Here is a 20,585-nt window from a genome sequence, read left to right on the forward strand (position 1 = left end):
TTATTTCGGAGCCATTCGAATTGCACCATCGAGCCGGATGACTTCGCCGTTTAGCATGGGATTCTCCAGAATGCTTTTAGCGAGCATTGCATACTCGTTAGGACGCCCCAACCGCGATGGGAAGGGCACTTGCTGCCCCAGCGACAACCGGGCTTCTTCGGGCAGGCCCATGAGTAACGGCGTCTCGAATAAGCCTGGTGCAATGGTCATCACCCGAATGCCGGAGCGAGCCAGGTCACGCGCAATGGGTAATGTCATGCCGACAATGCCTCCTTTTGACGCGGAGTAAGCGGCCTGACCCATTTGGCCGTCGTAAGCCGCTACGGATGCCGTATTGACGATGACACCTCGTTCACCTTCTGCATTTGGCTCATTGTGTTCCATGGCTAAGGCCGACAGCCGAATCACATTGAACGTACCGATTAAGTTGATCGAGATTACTTTTTGGAAAGCGGCCAGCGAGTGAGCCCCATAGACGCCATCGACCTTGCCGAGCGTTTTACGGGCCTCCGCGATACCGGCGCAGTTCACATTGATGTGTAAACCACCAAATGTTTCAATGGCTAAGTTGACGGCAGCCTGTACGTCGGCCTCGTCGGTAACGTTTGTTTTAATAAACCGGGCATTTATGCCCAGCTCATCGGCCAGCAGCTGACCACGGTCTTCGTTTAAGTCGACAATAATGACGTTTGCGCCGTTTTGGGCCAGCATCCGAACGGTTGCTTCGCCTAAGCCGGAGGCTCCACCCGTAACAAGTGCCGTTGATTCGTTTAGTTGCATAATTAGTTTGTCATGCTGACGAAGGAAGCATCTTCATAGCCAAAATAATTTTTTGCTGTTACTGAAGATGCTTCCTTCGTCAGCATGACAAAATTACTTCATCAATTTATTACTCTGTGTTTGAATCAGTCGTTGCAGTTTCGGTACGTCTATATCCTGCACCGCTTTCTTGTCGTCGATAGCCAGGCAGGCTGCCAGCGCAGCCGATTGGGCCAGCACCATGAAAACCGGCTCCATCCGGATTGATCCATACGCAATGTGGCTGGCTGATAGACATACAGGCACCAGGAGATTCTGTACGCTACCCCGTTTGGGTATAATGGCCCGGTAGCTGACCGGATAGGGCGGAAAGCCTCCTACCTGCACATCGCCTTCGTTTCGTACCATTGGTACGTCATTGGCATTTTTAACTACCAGCCGCTGGCAATTGTGCGAATCCATGGTGTAAGCCGCCATGCCGACAGGGTCTGGCACAACAACTTTGCCTTCACAATTCGCCTGGGTCATCACGTACTCACCCACCATTCGTCGGCCTTCACGAATGTACAGTTGATGCGAAAAATGATCGTTATCTAAATACTCGTCTTTCGGATAGCCCCATTTCAACATTTCATCGCGCAGGTGCTTGGGCATCCGTTGATCGTGGCCGATGAAGTAAAATAAGCCCTTTGTGTATGTCTCATGCTCGCGAATGATTTCGTCGCGCCGGGTATAGTCAGCATCGGGGTAATCATAATTGGCCCCGATCATGTCGGTCGAGAAACCTCCGCAGTTATTAATATCAGTTTTGCGGTTAGGCATCATGATGAAGTGCATCAGATTCCACGTCAGTTCCTTTGGTTCTTTTTTGGCAATCTGCCGTAAGAGCAGCTCGTATTTTGTCGAGTCATAGCCCAGGGGGCGGGTGATGGGGATGAAGTTGGCGGGGTTGTCGGTGAGGCATAAGCGGAAATTATACGCCTGTACCGTTTTATCGGCAGTACCGTTAGGGGCTAGTGTAGCTGAACCAATTCCCCACAATAAACCACTCTCTGGATTGCCGGGCGTCTGATAAGGATCAACGCCGTCCGGAAACTGATGTTTGTCACGAAGTTGTACGCCGTTTAGCGGCTCGTTGTACTGACTGGCCGCTTCGCGCCCAACGGTGTATGCTACTCCAGCTTTCGCCATCAGATCGCCCTCGTAAGAACAGTCGATGAACTGTTTAGCCCGGATCGTTTTTGGTAAGGTGTCATTAAACGCAATCCCCCCCTTTTTATAATACCATTGAAATTTAACTAGCTCAAGGTTAATCGACTGGATTTGGTTGTCAGCGATTTTGGCCGATGTGATTCGGTATGAAAATAGGGGCTCAACTCCAGCTTCTTTCAAGTATTGCTTATACACGTCTTCGGCAACGTGGGGCTCGAACGTCCACTGCTCAGGCTTGCCGTAGTGCCGTCCGATGCGTCGGTAGAAATCCCGCGATAAGCCCGTGATCGCTTGCTTATTACCAATGTCAGTTGCGCCTAACCCCCCCGACGACATACCACCCAGGTGCCGCCCCGGTTCAATCAATACAACTGATTTACCCGCTTTTTTGGCGGAGTAAGCGGCTATTACACCCGCTGAGGTGCCGCCGTAAACGCAAACATCGACGGTTATGGGTTGCTGAGCGCGAAGCAGCGAAGAAAATAGGATAAGAATAAATACGTAGCTAATGTATCGCATGGTGGTTTGTAAGGCTGAACTAGAAATTCGGCTTGCTTCACAGCCGAATCATTATAGATACGGCTCGGAGGTCTATCAATTTAACATTCATTGATTTTGGTTAACCGCTCACGTAACGATATTGGCTAATTCTGCGTTATATTGGCCATAGAAATGAATACAATCATGAAAACGGCAACCAAGTCAACAAAATCAGTTTCGGACAAATCGAAGTCTAAGTCGAATCTGAAAGCCGCCCTTGGTAAGTATAAGGGAATCATCGTCGAGAAAGATGACTGTTGGACGGAAGATTTGAAAAAGACAATTGTCGATTGATGAAATATTTGCTGGATACGCATATCCTAATCTGGACCCTTACCGATAACCCTCGCCTTGACCCTGCTGTTAAAACGCTACTCGCTGATCAAACGCATGAATTCTATTTAAGCACAGAAAGTATCCGTGAACTAATTCTTAAGGCTAAGCTAGGCAAACTTTCCCTACCTGTAGATCTTGACAAGTTGCTATTTGAATTACAGGATGATTACGGTGTGCGCCTGTTGACAGTTAAGCCGAAGCACCTTAAGCAGCTTTACGTGTTAGAAACTCCCGCTGCTCATAAAGACCCTTTCGATCATTTACTGATTTGTCAGGCTATCACTGATAAGCTAATCTTAATTAGCGCCGATCGAAACTTCCCTTATTATCAGGCCTAGGGTCTTCAGCTGCTGATAAACCCAACTTAACAAGTATGATCTACTTGTGTTGGTTTACAGTAAATTTTCGGTACTCATGCCGCTTTAAGGTTGTTGTGATGATAAAAGTCTACTGGATAATCAGAGTAATTTGATAGTTTCGAGTTAACAAGTACTCCCTACCTCTTCTCACCAACTGCGGTCTAACTACAATAGCTTTTTGAGTTACTAAAACCAGCTATGTACGTCGCGCGAGCTGTCGTTTCCTGTACCGGCGCTACAATATAGCCATCAGTTCTTTCCAATGACGAATATCGTACGTTGGCTGATCGTCTACGATGGCTCCGACTTGGTTGTAAAAGACGGTATCCATGCCCACGCTTTTGGCGCCAAGAATGTCGGCTTCGTAATTATCACCAATCATAAGGCTTTCGGCTACCGAAGCGCCACTAATGCTCAACGCATATTGAAACACGAGAGGATCAGGTTTCTTGGCGTTCGCATTCTCGCTGGTGACGACGTAGGTGAAATAATGAGCAATCTCCGCACTATCCATTTTGATGGCCTGAATTTCAGCAAACCCATTGGTAATGATATGCATCGTGTAGCGGTCTTTCAGGTAATCCAGCAATTCCCGCGCCGACTCTAATAAATGAGGCTTCTGGGGTAGCAGTCGTAGATACTCCGCATTCAGGTCGGCATGAACCGCTGACTCATCGATACCCAGCGCCTGGAACACCATGGGGAAACGGTGCTGCCGAATATAGCCGTGCGTTATTATATTCTTATCGTAATCGGCCCAGAGCTTTCGGTTTATAGCAATAAAATGGCGACTGAACTCTTCGGCCGATGCAATGCCCAAATCGGCCAGCTGAAAGGTGTCAAAAAGTTCGTCGAGAGATTCTGCCGAGTTTCGGTCAAAATCCCATAAGGTATGGTCGAGGTCGAAGAAAAGGTGTTTGTATTTCATCCGTTGCAGCATTGAGTTCTAGAGTCATAAAGTTGTACAGTTGGCTGACGCATCGCCATATAACTATACAACTTTATGACTTTGCAACTCCGGTTTATGACTGTACAACTTTAAAACTCCAGTTTCAGCCGTTCTACAGGTTGGTTATTGACCAAATGACTATCAACGATTTCATTGACGTCTGAAAGCTGCACATTGCCATAGTACGTGCCTTCTGGATAAACGACCAGTGCCGGACCGAACGCGCAGGCATCGAGGCAACCAGTGCGCTGAGCCCGCATTTCTTTCAGTAAACCGCGTTCGGCAAGGGCTGCTTTGAAGGCATCTACCAATTCATTGCCATGCGCTTCGCCACACGATTTCTTGGGGGCGGCTTTTTGATTATTGCAGATAAAAACGTGCTTTCTGTATTTCATGAGGTTGATGCTAATTCGTGGTCAAAGGTACGTAACGATACCGACGTACCTGTCATTTTCGGGCAATAACCATAGCCCGGCCCGGAACCGTTCGGTAGTTGATCACCTTCGGCGATGTTAAACCGGCCGTTTGTTGCCAGCCAGAAATTTCATCAATGGAGTAGTTTCCCGCCGTGCTGCTTAGCCCGTAAAACAGATCGGTGCTGCTACCAATGAGCTCGGGTTTAGCACCAATTGCCGGTCTGATAAATTCATTGATAATGAACACGCCACCCGGCCGCAAAGCCTTTGCTACTTTGCTGGCTACTGTCTGATTCTGCTCGGGAGAGAAATGGTGCGCCAGACTTGACATGAGTATAAAATCAAACTGACTTTCGCCTAAATCGTCGGTTAAGACGTTACCTGACTGATGCCGTACGCGGTCGCCCATACCTTGCTGAGCCAGCAACGGAGCGGCCTGTTCAATAGCCTGCGGAAGATCGAGAATGGCCGAGGTCAGGCCCGAGTATTTCTTACAGAGCACAACGGAATGCTGCCCGTGCGACCCACCGATGTCGAGCATTTGCGTTGCCTTACCCGACTTTACTGATCTGGGTACAGGAGCCCGTAAACCAAACTCGCGGGCTTCGATGTTGCTGGCGGCAATCATGCCTTGCTGGTAATATTGCCATTGCTCCGGTGATAACGTATCGTGGTACTGAACGCCTTTGCCCGTTTTGAGATAGTCGCCCAGGTGGCTCATCCAGTGCCACACAACCCGGTTGTTGAAAATCATCATCCCATACACCGACATGGGATCATCTTTCAGGGTAAAGCGACGGGCCATGCGGGTGAGGGTAAAGCGGTTGTTTTTATAGTTGAAGTAACCCATCGCGGTCAGAAGGCCCATTAGTTCGCCGAGTGCTTTGGGGTTTAGGTTCAGTACCTGAACAAGCTCATCAAGGGTTTGTGGGCCGTTTTTAGCCGCTTCAAAGACACCATTGTCGGCGGCTTCGAGTACGGCTTTCGCCAGTACCGGCATAATCTGAATATGAAGTAGCGGAATAGCGGCAAGATTGGCGCGAAGGGCAAACCACTCAATGGGGTTTTCGGGAGAAATCGTTAGCTGCATGAACAATCGGTACGTCTGTCTATACAACTCGCAAAAACTAATTGTGTCTGAGTTTGCTGGCTACTTATTTCTGTTGCACAACGCTGTGCAGGGTGCTCCAGGCCTGATTCAATTCCTGCTCAATACGTTGCCAATCGGCTTCGGTGGTTCCGCTGGGCTTTTGACCGGCTTCGTCGCATAAACGCATTGCTTCGGCTCGCTGACGACCGTATCCTATGAAAGGAGAACTTGGCTGGTCATACAACGCAGCGGCCGTTTGCACAAGGGCATTGCCCAAATCCTGATACGAATACCAAGCGCGTTGGCGATGGATAATCCACCAGTTCAATTCCAACGAGGCCACTTTTTCTACGTCAAATTGCTCTATGGTAAGGTCCTGAATCGATTGGTAATACGTCTTTAGCGTTGGGAGCGCTTTGTTATAATCGGCACGGTTGCGACCTTGCTTGAACACAAACGCGGCTTTGGTGGCCTGAAAGGCGAGCCCGAATGATCGCCAGAACGGGGCATGAAATTGTTGCCGTAATCCTCCGGCTAATTGCCAGAACAACAGCGCTGGATTCTTATCGTAATACGACCGCCACATGGCTGTTTCTAACCGGGCCACTTCGGCTGGGTCGAACGCCCGAATGCTGTGTTGGCGGGGCACAAAGACATCTATGGCAATCCAGAGCAGTAAGGTTGCTAGGGCGATTAACCCTATTTGTCGACGGTTCAGGCGTCGACGAATCGGCGCTGGTGTTATTGTAAAATCTTTCACAGAAAGTCAGTTTGTGACATAGTAACGATAAGAAATGAATAGTTCTGGTTAAGAGCAGGTTAATAAATTGCCTGCCATCAAGTAAGTTGATTATATTCGAAGCTTATTCCTGAATAAATAATCCGAACAAGATGGCTACTCAGCAGCAGGTTCACTTGGCAAACCGATACGACGCCATCGTGGTTGGCTCGGGCATTAGCGGTGGATGGTCGGCCAAAGAATTAAGCGAAAAGGGACTGAAGGTGTTGCTGCTAGAGCGGGGACGCATGATTGAGCACGTAACAGACTATCACACGGCCATGACGCCCCCCTGGGAGTTTCCCCACCGTAACCAGTACATGCCCGAAGCGATATTGAAAAATTATCCGGTACAGAATCGCACCGGATTCACCATCACCGAAGCTACGCATCAGCATTTTGTGAATGACCTCGAAAACCCGTACGTGGAAGAAAAGCCGTTCGACTGGATTCGGGGCTATCACGTCGGCGGGAAGTCGCTGATGTGGGGTCGTTACTCGTTCCGGTTTTCGGACCTTGACTTTGAGGCAAACCTCAAGGAGGGGATCGCTACCGACTGGCCAATCCGGTACAAGGACATTGCCCCCTGGTACGATTATGTTGAGAAATTTGCGGGGATTGCCGGCGACCGCGACGGGATTCCGCATCTGCCCGATGGCCTATTTCAACCCGCGCTGCCCGACAACTGCCTGGAGCAACATTTTAGAAAATCAGTTAACGCACAGTTCGCTGACCGGAAAGTGATCTCAGCGCGGGCGGCCCACCTCACTGCGCCGACCAAAGAACAAACCGACTTGGGCCGGGCCAAGTGTCAGTTTCGTAACTTGTGTATGCGCGGCTGTCCCTACGGCGCTTATTTTAGTACGCAATCCGCTACGTTGCCTGCCGCCCGACGCACAAAAAACTTGACTGTTCGCCCGCATTCCATTGTCAACTCGATCATTTACGACGAGAAGAAGGCTGGGAAGGCAACAGGCGTGCGGGTTATTGACGAGCAAACGCACCAGTGGCATGAGTTTTACGCCAACGTTATCTTCCTGAATGCCTCAGCCCTGGGGTCAACGTTCATCCTGTTGAACTCTAAATCAAACCGTTTTCCAAACGGCATGGACGATAGTGGACAACTCGGCCATAACCTGATGGATCATCATTTTCATGCCGGAGCCACAGCCGACTACAAACATGACCTCGACAAGGCGTATTACGGTCGTCATCCGGCGGGATTGTATATTCCCCGGTTCCGGAACGTTGGCCAGGACAAGCAGACCTTCAAGCGGGGGTATGGCTTCGAGGTGTACACGAGTCGGCAGAACTGGGATCATGCCTTCAGCGAAGAGGGATTTGGGGCTGATTTTAAGGAGAAAGCCACCCAGTTTGGTGACTGGAAGATTACCCTTGATGCGTTTGGTGAATGCATGCCGTATTATGACAACCGGGTGTATCTGACGGATGAAGTCAAGGACAAATGGGGGCAACCCGTATTAAAAATGGATGTTCACTACCGGGAAAATGAAACACTCATGCGGAAAGATGCGCAGGAGCAGGCGGTTTTGATGCTGGAGAAAGCCGGTTTCAGCAATATTGAGGGCTTCGACAGCCAGGCGCATCCAGGTCTGAGTATCCACGAAATGGGAACGGCCCGAATGGGGAATGATCCCAAAACGTCTGTTTTTAACAAGTTTAATCAGCACCACGTCGTTAAAAATGTGTTCTGCACCGATGGGGCCTGCATGACCTCATCGCCTTGTCAGAACCCATCGCTGACGTATATGGCCTTGTCGGCGCGGGCGGCCGATTATGCGGTACGGGAAATGAAGAAGGGGAATTTATAGTTCTTCTCTGAGCGGGCAATTTAAATTGCCCGCTCAGAGAAGAACTCGTTTGAGACAACCAGTTCCTATGACTTCCCTGCTGTTGTTTTCGCGGTCGCGACGGTCTTTTTGGCCGGTGTACGAGTCGGCGCTTTCTTACCTGTTGCCGTTGCTGGATTCTTTTGGGTCATGGTAACTGGGTCCCAATGGATTACTTTCTGTTCAAAGTAGCTTTGGTTGCAGGCCAGCACTGGAGCCGCTGCCCGAAAACCAAAGACTGGATCTTCAATTGTGCCCTGGCTACCTTCCCGAACGTTTTTAAAGAAATCGGCAAAGTGTTTAGCGTGCGCATCGTCGTCTTTAGGGGCTTCGAACTTCACTTCTTTAACCGGTTCAGCCGTGCGGGTTTCGGGCGGGTATTGCGCATCATATTGTTTAACGAACTCGGCCTGCACCTCCGGCGTGAACGTGAAGAAGCTGTCGTAGCCGCCATAACCCGGTGCTTGCGGGAGCTTGTGTTTGGTCAATACGAGGTTGTTTTCCGAGAAGCGAATCTCTCCCTCATTACCAATGATACGCGTGGCGTCATTAATCTTACCGGCATTGGCAAAATTCACCCGCAACACCATCTGAAATGCGCTGTGCTGGTCCGTTTGCGGGTAGTCCATAATGCACGACATAACATCGGGCACATCCCGGCCGTCTTTCCAGTACGCCAGGTTACCCGACGAAAAAATGCGGGTTGGGCCCATTGTATCGGTTACGTAGTGAACGCCCGTGATCAGGTGGATGAACAGGTCACCGGCTACGCCCGTACCATAATCTTTGTAGTTCCGCCAGCGGAAGAAACGCTTGGCGTCGAACGGATGCTTCGGCGCGTCGCCCAGGAAGCGGTCCCAGTCAACCGTCTGGGTCGATGCGTCGGGTGGTATAGAGTAATTCCAGGCGCCACCGGCACTGAAGCGGTCGTTGGTAGATTCAATGTAGTTAATAGCCCCAATTTCACCGGTCTGTACTAACCGTTTGGCTTCCTGGAAAGCGGCACTGCTAATGCGCTGACTACCAACCTGCATGGTCTTGCCCGATTTTTTCCAGGCATCAATCACAGCCTTACCCTCGTTGAGGTGTTGCACCATTGGCTTTTCGCAATACACGTTTTTGCCCGCTTTCAGAGCTGCGATGGTGATGTGATCGTGCCAGTGATCGGGGGTAACAACCAGAACGGCGTCAATGTCGGGCCGGGCCAGAATTTCACGGTGGTCGCGGGTTGTGAACAGCTCTTTGCCGTTACCGTATTCGGATTTAGCGTGTTCGAGCCGGCCGTTGTATAAATCAGCTACGGCGACCAGTTCAACATCGGGATTACGCAAAGCCGCTCTCGTATCGAAGTTGCCCTGAATACCCATGCCGATGGTAGCAAAGCGAATTTTGTCGTTTGGACTGATCTTTTTCAGATTCGGTATATAAGCGGGCGCGACCTGGCTAAACGGACGTGCTATAGTCTCCGTAGCGGCCAGAGCTGAAGCCGCCGACAGCGTTTTAATGAAGTTGCGCCGGGATGATGATTGCATAAGACAAAGATTTACGTATGCTTACCAAAGCTGATTTGTGGTACGATTTACCTACCAAATAAATTAGGCTACGCATTCGTAACAATCATTTTCGGATTACACTATCGTTCATACCGTGTGTAAACACACAGCGATAAGAACATTGTCTTGACACAATATCGGACGACTTCAGTCGTCCGCCCAAACCCATGCGCCGGTCGAAGCCTGAACCGGCCCCAGCGTTAGCCGGTCTATGACCGGCTAACGCTGGGGCCGGTTCGCTAGTGCGGTAGTCTGGAGACTATGCCCAACACAGACTACACCGATGTCCAATAAGCTTTACTTGTTTCTGTCGAACTGAATAGCAACCCACTGCCGGTCGCTGGGTACTTTGTGCGTAGCGTTCCAGACAAACATGGCCTGCTCTAGGGCGGCATTCAGGTTGCGCTTGGTTTGCCGACGGTTAATGTTCAATCGACGCTCTACAGTCTCTTCGTAAATCAGTTCATTCTGATTGGTATAAAATCGGACGGTGCATTGACGGCTCTTGGCTGGCGTTTCAATGACCCAGAAGCCTTCACGAGAAACGATCGGTGCTTTTCGGACTTGGGCTTGTGCAAACAGAGATACCGTTGCGAAAAAAACAACCAATAAAGTCAGACGGAGGTAGGAGATAGTGTTCATTGCTTGTGTTTTTTTAGTGTGTGTTATTTGGTCGTTGATTGAATCAAAAGTAGAAACACATCATACGCTCCGCTGGTAAAGTCGCCCAGTGTTGGTCAGTTGCCATCACACACCAATAAATTGACAATGAATGGTGTTAAGTGCTAAAGATTGCTGTTTGGCGACGATTGAACGCCGTTTGTCGACAAATCCGCTGGCTCGTAGGCCAACTTGTTACGTTTGTCTATCTTCGGGGTAGTAATCAACAGGCGTATGCAACTTCTTACCAAAGAATTTGTCTTCTCGAACCAACCGCGTCACCGGCTAGCACGGCACGGCTTGTTCTGGCTTTTGTTCTGGGTATTTTCTCTGCTGATCTACGGCGCACGCCCGGCTCAGTGGCTACACGAATTCAAAGGCGAAAACCTTTTGATTGCCATGCTGAAGGGATGGACGATTGCTGGTCTCGACGCGATCATCTATCTGCCCTCACACATGACGCTGGCCTATGCAACCTTGTATATCTTACTACCTCGATACGTTTTTCCGGAAAAGTATGCTTCGTTTTTCGTTGGTTTGGTGGGGTTCTTATTGCTAAGCGCAGTGGTGGCAGCCTGTTCTACGGTATGGATTCTTATACCGCTTCATGCGCAGCTCAATGTTCCTGCGCCACAAGACGCTTTTTTTTACTCGATGATTGCGGGCTTGCGAGGGGCAACAACCATTGCAGGCTTTGCGGCTGCCATCAAGCTGGCCAAGGTTTGGTACCTTAAACAACGAGCGTATCAGCAGATCGAGCGAGAGAAACTTCAGGCTGAATTGCAATTACTCAAATCACAGGTTCATCCGCATTTTTTGTTCAATACGCTCAATAACCTGTACGCTCTTACGCTTCGTAAGTCCGACAATTCGCCGGCGGTAGTTTTAAAGCTGTCAGAATTGCTGAGTTACATGCTCTACGACTGTAACGCAACCGAAGTGCCGCTGGAAAAGGAGATTGCCTTTATGCGTAATTACATCGGGCTCGAACAGTTGCGCTACGGTGACCGGCTCGATATGTCAGTGACGATTTCTGGTGATCATAACAACAAACTGATTGCCCCTCTGCTGTTAGTGCCCTTCCTGGAAAATGCGTTTAAACACGGTACGAGCGAACAACTTGAACAAGCCTGGATGCATCTGGACTTGTCTGTTCAGGACACAACGCTGAAATTTAAGCTGATCAACAGCCGGGAAGCGACCGAGCACGACGATACGTATGTCGGCGGAATTGGCTTGCAGAACGTAAAGAAACGCCTGGAACTGCTCTACGCTGATCGATACGACCTGCGCATTGTAGCCGAGGAAGAAACCTTTATGGTCACTTTAACACTAGACTTGTCTCCAATAAAAAATGCGTCTTTTGTGCCTACTCCTCAATTGGCCGAAACCGTTTAACCTTTACGTTTATGACGATACGCTGTCTACTCGTTGATGATGAACCACCCGCTCTGGATGTGATCGAATCGTATGTTGACATGGTCGACGGGCTGGAGGTGGTGGGCAAATGCAACAACGCCATTCAAGCGTTTAGTAAGTTGCAGGAAACGCCGGTCGATCTGATGTTTCTCGATATCAAAATGCCTAAGTTACTGGGGACCGATTTTCTGCGGAGTTTACGACAACCACCCAAAGTGATTTTTACGACCGCCTACCGCGATTATGCGCTGGATGGATATGAGTTGGACGTAGTAGATTATTTGCTAAAACCCATTTCGTTCGAGCGGTTTTTGCGGGCCGTTTCTAAGGTAATGAAGGCCGAGCCTATCTCGGTAGGAGCAAGCCCGTCGGGGGCGCTTACGTTGCCGCCGAGCGAAAAACTGCCGACGCCGTCAGCAGCCAGCACGTTCCTGTATTTTAGGGCCGACCGGAAAATGGTCAAGGTGTTTACCCATGATATTTTATACGTCGAGAGCTTAAAAGATTACGTCAAAATCATCACGACGAACGCTAAACCGTTGTTGGTCAAGCAAAGCATCAGTTCGTTGGAGGCCATGCTGCCCGAAACCAGTTTCGTGCGCATTCATCGCTCGTTCATCGTTGCTATTGATAAAGTAGCGGCCTACACACCCACACACATCGACATTGGAGGCCAGGAGTTACCGATTGGCCGGCTTTACCAGAAAGATGTGGGTAGGGCGTTGCAGGTAGGCATGGAGTAACTCGCAGGCCTTACCCTAACTAGGCCAGTTCGTTCGCCAACTTTTCGCCTGACGATGAGTAAGGAAGGAAACGAAATGGCACAGGACGTATGGGAGGAAAGCAAAAGGCGGTGAGTGTTAAGCTGAATGCGGTAGTACATCGGGCCACTCATGAGGGGATTGAAGAGTTATTGCTGCAAACGAACGTAGGCAATATTAATGTCCGCTACCACCCAGTGGATGAGGCCAGCACGGCCGTTGTTTGGGTGGGTGGTGCGGGTGGCGGGTTAACTGGCCCGGCCGGAGGTTTGTATCCACGGCTTGCTGGGCAATTAACCAACCAGGGCATAGCCTCACTTCGCCTGGACTACCGTTTCCCTAATAATCTTGAAAATTGCGTAATTGATACCTTAGTCGGCGTACAATACCTGAAGCATTATGGAAACCATGCGCGCATGGCTTTAGTTGGCCATTCGTTTGGTGGAGCCGTTGTCATCAGTGCCGGAGCATTGAGCGAGGAGGTCGTGACAGTGGTGGCTCTGAGTAGCCAGACGTATGGCACCAGCCTAGCCGATCAGCTAAGTCCGCGTTCGTTGCTACTGATGCACGGTACTGCCGATGAAATCCTGCCGGACGACTGCTCTCGTCACATTTACCAACGCGCCCATAAGCCCAAAGACCTTCGGCTATACAATGGCTGTCGGCATGGCCTCGACGAGTGTCGCGATCAGATAGACGCCGATTTGATGGCCTGGTTAACGAAACAGTTGCCGAGGTAGTTATTGGTGGCGTTTACCAAACTGGCGCTACGTAGAGGTTTTGCCGTTGCTTACGATAGACGGCCAGTACGTATCCATCAAGGTTCTACCCATGTTTCACCAAGTTGGGTACGTACTGGCCGTGGTTGGAACAGGCCTATTATCAAAAAGATACCAGGCCATGTCCAACTATACGGACCATACGTAACCCTGTGCTTCTAATCATGCACTAATGAGACGCCAGTTAAGCTTTACCCTGCAACTGCCGGTAGCGGTTGATACCTATATCCTGTTTATCGGTATTTCCCTGCTTGTCTGTTAATGACTCGGCATTAATGCGGTTTACTAACACCGACACTTGTTGAGTCAGCGAGTCAATCTGTCGTTGTAATACAACAACTTGTTCGTGTAATGATACCATTTGAATATGTTTAATAATGGTTGGATATATGAGCTAAGTAGCTGCCTGCTTAAAATTTTAGTTTACAGATAGCCAGTTGCCACCAAAAGGAGTAGCATGACGAGCTAGGCCCTCGAATACAACCGTATTGCTATTTGTGAATCCTAATGTGAACAAACGCAAAAAAGTCCAAATGCTGATTAGCAGCGCCTTTGTTTGGTTCTCGTGTTTATAAGCTCCTGTTACATTCATAACGTACATAAATAATTAATAATCAATATTAATAGAGGGAATGCCTGAAATGCCCTCTCCCATATAAAGAACATATAGGCGGGGTAGAATAGTTTAGATTTATTAATATAGTACAAGGATTGCTTCTAATTTAGCAGCGAAAAGACATATTGTACAACCGATTCTTGCGTAAGTGAAAGGGATATTGGTGCTTTTCCCACTCCTCAGCCTTCCTCAAAAGAAGAAAAGTAGGTAGTTCTGCCCTCCTCTATAATAAGGACGGTCCGTCAGGACGGCAGGAAACGAACATAGATATACTGGTAGCAGCTAAGAAAGAGGCAGAAGCAGAAGCAAATACCTGCGCAGACCAGCAGTTACTAATCAGATTTCACAATGAATTCGACCCGGCGATTCTGGGCGCGTTCTGCCTCGGTGGTGTAGTTTGTCAACGGTTGCGAGCTTCCGTACCCTTTATGGTAGTCATACTCTTAAATTCGAGGTGCTTTCCTGGTTGAGTCGGCGGGTTGCTTATCGTTTTTGCCGGGTCTGGTTTCATACCGGGGCCGCATTTCCATATAGTACTTTGGGCTCGGCATCCGGACCGAACGGCCGCTCTCTTGATAAACGGGCATGTTATCGTAAGGATGCGTAACTTTTCTCAAAGTATCTTGCTGTACAGGTGCCGCTGCAGAGAGCAGAGAAGTGAGTAGTAACCAGTTCATAGTCAGTTCGCTTTATGTCGCAATAACGGTATTTAACTGAAACTGTTACAAAGCTTCAGCGCTTTAACCAAATGTAACGATCTTGGATTGATGTTACTGCGTAACTGTACTGATCTTAGCCAATATATTGCTGTAGGGCCGGTTAGAAACTCCGGAGTTATTACTTCGGAAAGTAAGTTGATGTGGTCTATACCGTTTGCCTGACCAAACCTTGTCTTTAATAACCTCTGCTTTTCAATGACACTTGTTTCGCGTCGTAGTTTTTTACATTCATCAGCCGTAGTAACGGGTAGCCTGATTGCCGGTAGCCTGTCTGCGCAGAAAACGGGTTCTAAACTCCTGCGACTGGGTGGTCCCGTTTTTCTCAAAAGCGATGATCCTGATGAACTGGCCCGAGAACATCGGCGATTGCGGTATAGCGCGGCTTACGTACCTAAAGTAGAACTCACGGATACGAACCGAATAGCCGCCATCCGGAAAGCGTTTGCTGAACAGAACGTACTGATTGCTGAAGTTGGAGCCTGGGTAAACATGCTGGACCAGGATGCCGAGAAACGCCGTAAAAATCTGACGTACGTAACTGACCGTTTGGCCTTAGCCGAAGCCGTTGGTGCGCTTACCTGCGTGAACATTGCCGGCTCCTACAACCCTAAAAACTGGGACGGTCCTGATGCCCGAAATTTGTCTAAAGAGTATTTCGACGCTACGGTCGAGAACTGCCGTAACGTAATCGACGCCGTGAAGCCGAAACGGGCCAAGTTCGCCCTCGAGATGATGGGCTGGAGCTTACCCGACGGTGCGGAATCATACCTAAAGTTCATCAAGGCGATTGACCGACCCGCTTTTGGAGCTCATATTGACATCGCCAACATCATCAACAGTCCCGAGCGTTATTATAACAATACGGCGCTGATCAATGAAACATTCCGCAAATTAGGCCGCTGGATTGTGTCGTCTCACGGCAAAGACATCGCTGGTAAAGACGGCCATTTTAGCGAAACAATGCCTGGCCGGGGCGGTATGGACTATGTTACTTACCTGCGCAATGTTACATCGCTACCCCAAGAGGTGCCTTTACTACTCGAACACCTGCGTACTGCCGAAGAATACGACGAAGCCCGTCAGTACGTAATTGCTAAAGCCACTGAAGTTAACATACAGCTAGCCTAATCTGAATAGTGGGCTTTGACTATCCAGAGCACAGCTTACGACCTGCGTTGTTTGTGCCTATTAGTCACATGTAGGATACTTATATGTTAATTTATTGTTAAAAATTTATCCCCATCTTTCTCGCTCGTTCTCCAGGCTACACATCATTGATAAGTGGTTCAGCCCTGAATTGTCCTATCTCAATTCACAAATATCCTGTTCGGAAGAGAAGAGCGGGGCATATAGTAGCTTCAAGAACGGGTAAACAAGTTTATTAATACTTACAACGAACCGCGCAAAATTACTTAGATGTTGATTAGCCGGTAGGTAAATATTGATTAAACGGTATATGTCTAGTAAGTTTACGGATAGAATTGAGTAGTTGAGCCGTTCAACACCTCGCCATTTCGTAACTACTTCACTTTACTATCTTGTGCGTATCCTAAAAAAATCTCTACGTCTACAGTCGGTATCGTTTGTCTATTCAGCCTTGGTTTGCCTGGCGTTCCACGCTTCGACAGCGTTCGGTCAAACGACGTATTATGTAGCCAGTTCAGGCAACGATAACAACAACGGCCGATCGGCCGACTCGCCGTTCCAGACAGTATCTAAAGTTAGTAGTCTGGCTCTTCAACCGGGCGATCAAATCCTGTTCAAGCGGGGCGATACCTTCCGCGGAACGCTTTTCATTCGCCAATCCGGTACGTCTGACCGACCTATTGTTATAGACGCTTACGGGTCTGGTAATAAACCCAGCTTGTCGGGGTCGGTTCCGGTCAGTAACTGGAGCAACGTCGGTGGGAACGTCTGGCAGGCCGATTGCCCCTCCTGCGGCAGTCGTGTAACGGGCTTATATCGCAACGCATCGCCTTTGCCTTTAGGGCGTTATCCTAACTATAACTCCGCCAACAAAGGGTATCTGACTGTACAATCGCACTCCGGCAAATCGCAGCTGACGAGTCAGCAGTCCCTACCCACTAATTTTACGGGCGGTGAAGCCGTCATTCGGCCGGTGCAATGGATTCTGGACCGAGCCACCATTACCCAGCAGAATGGCAATACCTTGTCGCTCAATAACCCCAACAGCCGCGACATAACCGATGGTTGGGGTTATTTCATTCAAAATCACCCGGCTACGCTCGATCAAACCGACGAGTGGTATTACAACCCCGGCAACAAAACTATTCGGCTTTATGCGGACCAGGGTAGCCCAAATGGTCAAAATATCACGGTAACGGTTCATAACGAAGGTGTTAACCTAAAGGATGTCAAGTTCGTTACCATCCGTAACCTGCAAATCACCCAGACGCTCAGCACGGGCCTGCTGGTCAACAGTGGTTCAAATCTGGTTATTGCCGGCAATGACATTACCGATTCAGGGGAAGACGGTATGTACATTACCGGATACGGGGGCAGTATAACGGTAGAAAATAACCTGATTGAAGACGCTAACAATAACGGTCTCACCATTCAGCCTTATCAAAACTTTACGTTCCGGGGCAACACGGTTCAGCGCATTGGCTTATGGCCCGGGCGGGGGCGGAGTGGCGATGGAACCTACGTAGCGCTGACGTCGCTCTGTACGGCTAACACGCTGATTGAGAATAACGTAATCGACAACGTTGGGTATAACGGTATCTCATATACAACCAGCACAACCATCCGGCGCAACCGAATCTCTAACTTCTGTATCACCAAAAGCGATGGTGGCGGTCTTTATGTCTGGAATGGAAACAGGCAGGCGATGGGCGATATTCATCTGGTGTCGAACATAATCTATAACGGTATCGGCGCTCCCGAAGGAACACCCGGTGGGGCCTATGCCGGTGTCAATGGTATCTTTTTCGACGATTGTACGCAGAACATTGAACTAGCCAACAATTCGGTGTTCAACTGCCACGGGTTGGGAATATTTATGCATGCTACCTCGAACATAACGGTAAGCGGCAACACCGTATTTAACAACGGCGAAGGCCAGCTGGCCATGACGCATAACCACGGCGTTTGCCCACCGCGGAACAACACGCTCGAGAATAACATCTTTGTCAGCCGGTTGCCGGAGCAGTTCAATGTCAAATACGAGTCGGACCAGAACGACCTCGGTAGTTATGGACAATTCAATCGAAACGTTTATGCGCGTCCGTTCGAGGATCTGCTTAAAATTCGGGCAGTATATAATAACGGATCTGGGATTACGGGGGCCGATCTGTCGCTGAAAGAGTGGCAGGATCGCTTCGGAAAAGATGCGAATTCGAGCAATAGTCCGCTTACGTATAAAACCTATACCATCACCGGAACGGGCAATAGCAAGCTGAACAGCGCTTTTTCCGGTAACACGGAGGGCTGGAGTACCTGGAGTCCATACGGCAATGGCCAGGCCGTTTGGGACAACAGCAACCGGCTCGACGGCGGTAGCCTGCGGGTGGCGTTTCCCTCGGGGTCTGGTCGGGGCGACTCCTACGTACTGGTAACGAATAACATTGGATCAGTAAGCCAGGGCAAAACCTATCAGCTTCGGTTTGATGCCGTGGCTTCGTCGTCGGCTAAGCGAGTTCAGGCGTTTATCCGGCAGAAAGATGGTTCGTATCGGGACCTCGACGCCCGGTCGAGCGTTCAGGTCGGAACAAACCGCCAGAGCTACGACATGGCGTTTACGGCGACAGCCAATGAAGCCAACGCTATTGTGGTGTTTCAGGTAACCGAAGATGGCCAGACCGTTTGGTTCGATAATGTTAGTTTGCAGGAAGCAACCCGCAGCGACGTCAACCCGGATGATTACGTCAAACTCGTGTACAACGAAACCGGTGATACCAAACAGGTGTCAATCGACGGTACCTATCGCGATGCGCGCAACAACGTTTACACGAACAATGTCTCACTACCCGCGTTTTCGTCGATGGTGCTCTTTAAAGAGGTTGGTTCCAACAACCCGCCAGCGCCACCCGTTTCGTTACGTGACCCGGAAAATCCAGCCAATGCGGTCAACGGACTTGATTTTGGCTACTTTGAAGGTGACTGGGGCAACTTACCTAATTTCGATGCGTTGACACCCGCTAAGACTGGCACCACGAGTTTAGTTGACTTGTCTGTCCGTAACCGTGATAGTCAATATGCACTACGCTTCAAAGGCTTCATTAACGTACCGACTGATGGTCAGTATACGTTTTACACCAATTCAGATGACGGCAGCAAATTGTACATTGGTTCGACCGAAGTAGTGAACAACGACGGTGGGCACGCGCCCACCGAAAAGTCAGGTACCATTGGTCTGAAGGCTGGTAAGCACGCGTTGACCGTTACCTACTTTCAGGGCGGTGGCGGGCAGCAACTCAATGCCAGCTACAGTGGGCCCGGTGTTGGCAAACAGGATATTCCAGCGTCGGCCTTGTACCGGGTTGGAACTGCTTCGGGTGGTGGGTCTGGCACCGGACTTCAGGCTGAGTACTTCAACAATACGTCTTTGGCGGGTCCGGTGGTCTTAACGCGCACCGACGCAACCGTCAATTTTGATTGGGGCAGTAGTTCGCCCGCGGGCGGGACTGTCAACGGCGACAATTTTTCAGTTCGCTGGACGGGCCAGATCGAAGCGCCGGTAACGGGTGATTATACGTTCAGCACCTTCTCCGACAATGGCGTGCGGCTTTGGGTCAATGGCGTGCAGCTTGTCAACAACTGGAACGAGCATGGTCCTGCTATGGATAACGCCAATCCCATTACGTTAACAGGGGGTCAGAAGTATGACATCAAGATGGAGTTTTACGAAGTCAATGGTGGAGCGGCTGCCCGGTTACTTTGGGCGTATCCAGGACAATCGCAGCAAGCCGTTCCGCAGGGGCGGTTGTATCCAGCAGCAGCAACGTCAGCCCCATCTTCGGGGGCGGTTACGTACTTGTCCGACCTAAACTGGAAAACCATGAACAACGGCTACGGCCCGGTGGAGAAGGACCGCAGTAACGGAGAGTCGGGCGCAAGCGACGGTCGGGCGATGAGTGTAAACGGTGTAGGCTACGCCAAAGGCCTGGGGGTTCATGCGCCTTCGGAGTTAACCTACGATCTGGGTGGGCGATATACCAATTTTAGTACAGACATCGGTATTGACGATGAGTTGGCTGACGGTACCTGCGGCTCCGTAGAATTCCAGGTCTTTGTGGACAATGCCCTGGTGTACAGCAGTGGAACAATGACTACCACGGCCCCAACCAAATCGGTTAACGTAAACGTATCGGGCAAACAGACCTTGCGATTAGTAGTCACCAATGCTGGTGACGATAACACCTGCGATCATGCCGATTGGGCTGGAGCACGACTGACCGGCTCGGGCAGCGCGCGAGTAGCCGCCCTCAGCGACGAAATAAAGCCGGAAGCGCTCGTTCAGGTGTATCCGATTCCCGCTCGCGATGAAGTTCGAGTGCGTTATTACGCCCTGGCGGAAGGTGAGGTAGACATACAGCTGGTGAATACCGGGGCTCAACCCGTTCGGCAACTAACCCACCAGGCGGTGGCCGGTGAGAATATTATCAAGGTGCCCGTCAGCGAATTAAGCCGTGGTTTTTACATGCTTACAATAACGCAGGGATCGCAGCGCATCACCCGAAAAGTGATCCTGTCGGAGTAATAATCAGTGATTCATGCATACGTAAAGAAGCTACTTTGTGCTGCGAGTAGCTTCTTTACGTATGCAT

General features: G+C 49.9%; 16 protein-coding genes and 1 pseudogene. 8 read left to right on the forward strand and 9 right to left on the reverse strand.

Going from position 1 to position 20,585, the window contains the following annotated elements; genetic code table 11:
* Together ACFSUS_RS12970 and ACFSUS_RS12975 are read right to left on the reverse strand one after the other, a co-directional pair.
* Complete coding sequence (locus ACFSUS_RS12970; RefSeq protein ID WP_381523188.1) at positions 1 to 780, reverse strand: 3-hydroxyacyl-CoA dehydrogenase; 780 nt, start codon at positions 778 to 780, stop codon at positions 1 to 3.
* 117 nt (positions 781 to 897) lie between these two features.
* Positions 898 to 2,490, reverse strand: a pseudogene (locus tag ACFSUS_RS12975) (FAD-dependent oxidoreductase); the annotation flags it as partial.
* Positions 2,491 to 2,655: 165 nt separating this feature from the next.
* Here ACFSUS_RS12975 and ACFSUS_RS12980 point away from each other — a divergent pair.
* A complete protein-coding gene (locus tag ACFSUS_RS12980) occupies positions 2,656 to 2,805 on the forward strand; it encodes a hypothetical protein (RefSeq protein ID WP_381523190.1) in 150 nt (49 codons plus the stop codon).
* Entirely contained in the window at positions 2,805 to 3,185 is a 381-nt protein-coding gene (locus ACFSUS_RS12985; protein WP_381523192.1) for a type II toxin-antitoxin system VapC family toxin, read from the forward strand. The genes ACFSUS_RS12980 and ACFSUS_RS12985 overlap by 1 nt, the downstream gene beginning before the upstream one ends.
* A 256-nt stretch (positions 3,186 to 3,441) precedes the next feature.
* Here ACFSUS_RS12985 and ACFSUS_RS12990 read toward each other — a convergent pair whose 3' ends face one another.
* From ACFSUS_RS12990 to ACFSUS_RS13005, 4 genes are all read right to left on the reverse strand, one after another.
* Entirely contained in the window at positions 3,442 to 4,134 is a 693-nt protein-coding gene (locus ACFSUS_RS12990) for a YjjG family noncanonical pyrimidine nucleotidase (protein ID WP_381523194.1), read from the reverse strand.
* Between the two features lie 110 nt (positions 4,135 to 4,244).
* Positions 4,245 to 4,550, reverse strand: a complete 306-nt coding sequence (locus tag ACFSUS_RS12995) for a (2Fe-2S) ferredoxin domain-containing protein (RefSeq protein ID WP_381523196.1) — start codon at positions 4,548 to 4,550, stop codon at positions 4,245 to 4,247.
* 52 nt (positions 4,551 to 4,602) lie between these two features.
* Positions 4,603 to 5,661 (reverse strand): class I SAM-dependent methyltransferase, encoded by a 1,059-nt coding sequence (locus tag ACFSUS_RS13000; RefSeq protein WP_381523198.1) that lies wholly within the window; start codon positions 5,659 to 5,661, stop codon positions 4,603 to 4,605.
* Between the two features lie 64 nt (positions 5,662 to 5,725).
* A complete protein-coding gene (locus ACFSUS_RS13005; protein WP_381523199.1) occupies positions 5,726 to 6,421 on the reverse strand; it encodes a hypothetical protein in 696 nt (231 codons plus the stop codon).
* Positions 6,422 to 6,552: 131 nt separating this feature from the next.
* Between ACFSUS_RS13005 and ACFSUS_RS13010 the strand changes: the two genes are divergently transcribed.
* Positions 6,553 to 8,271, forward strand: a complete 1,719-nt coding sequence (locus ACFSUS_RS13010) for a GMC oxidoreductase (RefSeq protein ID WP_381523201.1) — start codon at positions 6,553 to 6,555, stop codon at positions 8,269 to 8,271.
* A 65-nt stretch (positions 8,272 to 8,336) separates the two neighbouring features.
* On the opposite strand, the gene ACFSUS_RS13015 is transcribed toward ACFSUS_RS13010, so the two are convergent.
* Together ACFSUS_RS13015 and ACFSUS_RS13020 are read right to left on the reverse strand one after the other, a co-directional pair.
* Positions 8,337 to 9,821 carry a Gfo/Idh/MocA family protein gene (locus ACFSUS_RS13015; protein ID WP_381523203.1) on the reverse strand — a complete coding sequence of 495 codons (1,485 nt, stop codon included), beginning with the start codon at positions 9,819 to 9,821 and terminating at the stop codon, positions 8,337 to 8,339.
* Between the two features lie 318 nt (positions 9,822 to 10,139).
* Complete coding sequence (locus tag ACFSUS_RS13020; RefSeq protein ID WP_381523205.1) at positions 10,140 to 10,484, reverse strand: hypothetical protein; 345 nt, start codon at positions 10,482 to 10,484, stop codon at positions 10,140 to 10,142.
* Between the two features lie 252 nt (positions 10,485 to 10,736).
* Here ACFSUS_RS13020 and ACFSUS_RS13025 point away from each other — a divergent pair, with 252 nt between their 5' ends.
* From ACFSUS_RS13025 to ACFSUS_RS13035, 3 genes are all read left to right on the forward strand, one after another.
* A complete protein-coding gene (locus ACFSUS_RS13025; protein WP_381523206.1) occupies positions 10,737 to 11,900 on the forward strand; it encodes a sensor histidine kinase in 1,164 nt (387 codons plus the stop codon).
* Positions 11,901 to 11,911: 11 nt separating this feature from the next.
* Complete coding sequence (locus ACFSUS_RS13030; protein WP_381523208.1) at positions 11,912 to 12,664, forward strand: LytR/AlgR family response regulator transcription factor; 753 nt, start codon at positions 11,912 to 11,914, stop codon at positions 12,662 to 12,664.
* A gap of 89 nt (positions 12,665 to 12,753) precedes the next feature.
* Positions 12,754 to 13,422 carry an alpha/beta hydrolase gene (locus ACFSUS_RS13035; RefSeq protein ID WP_381523210.1) on the forward strand — a complete coding sequence of 223 codons (669 nt, stop codon included), beginning with the start codon at positions 12,754 to 12,756 and terminating at the stop codon, positions 13,420 to 13,422.
* Positions 13,423 to 13,645: 223 nt separating this feature from the next.
* Here ACFSUS_RS13035 and ACFSUS_RS13040 read toward each other — a convergent pair whose 3' ends face one another.
* Entirely contained in the window at positions 13,646 to 13,822 is a 177-nt protein-coding gene (locus ACFSUS_RS13040) for a hypothetical protein (protein ID WP_381523212.1), read from the reverse strand.
* 1,169 nt (positions 13,823 to 14,991) lie between these two features.
* Between ACFSUS_RS13040 and ACFSUS_RS13045 the strand changes: the two genes are divergently transcribed.
* Positions 14,992 to 15,924 carry a sugar phosphate isomerase/epimerase family protein gene (locus ACFSUS_RS13045; RefSeq protein ID WP_381523214.1) on the forward strand — a complete coding sequence of 311 codons (933 nt, stop codon included), beginning with the start codon at positions 14,992 to 14,994 and terminating at the stop codon, positions 15,922 to 15,924.
* Positions 15,925 to 16,336: 412 nt separating this feature from the next.
* The gene (locus ACFSUS_RS13050) at positions 16,337 to 20,518 is read left to right on the forward strand and encodes an NPCBM/NEW2 domain-containing protein (protein WP_381523216.1); all 4,182 of its coding nucleotides are present in this window, start codon (positions 16,337 to 16,339) and stop codon (positions 20,516 to 20,518) included.
* Positions 20,519 to 20,585: the final 67 nt, after the last annotated feature.

Origin of the sequence: Spirosoma soli (assembly GCF_042684525.1) — a bacterium.
In the GTDB taxonomy this organism is placed as follows: domain Bacteria; phylum Bacteroidota; class Bacteroidia; order Cytophagales; family Spirosomataceae; genus Spirosoma; species Spirosoma soli.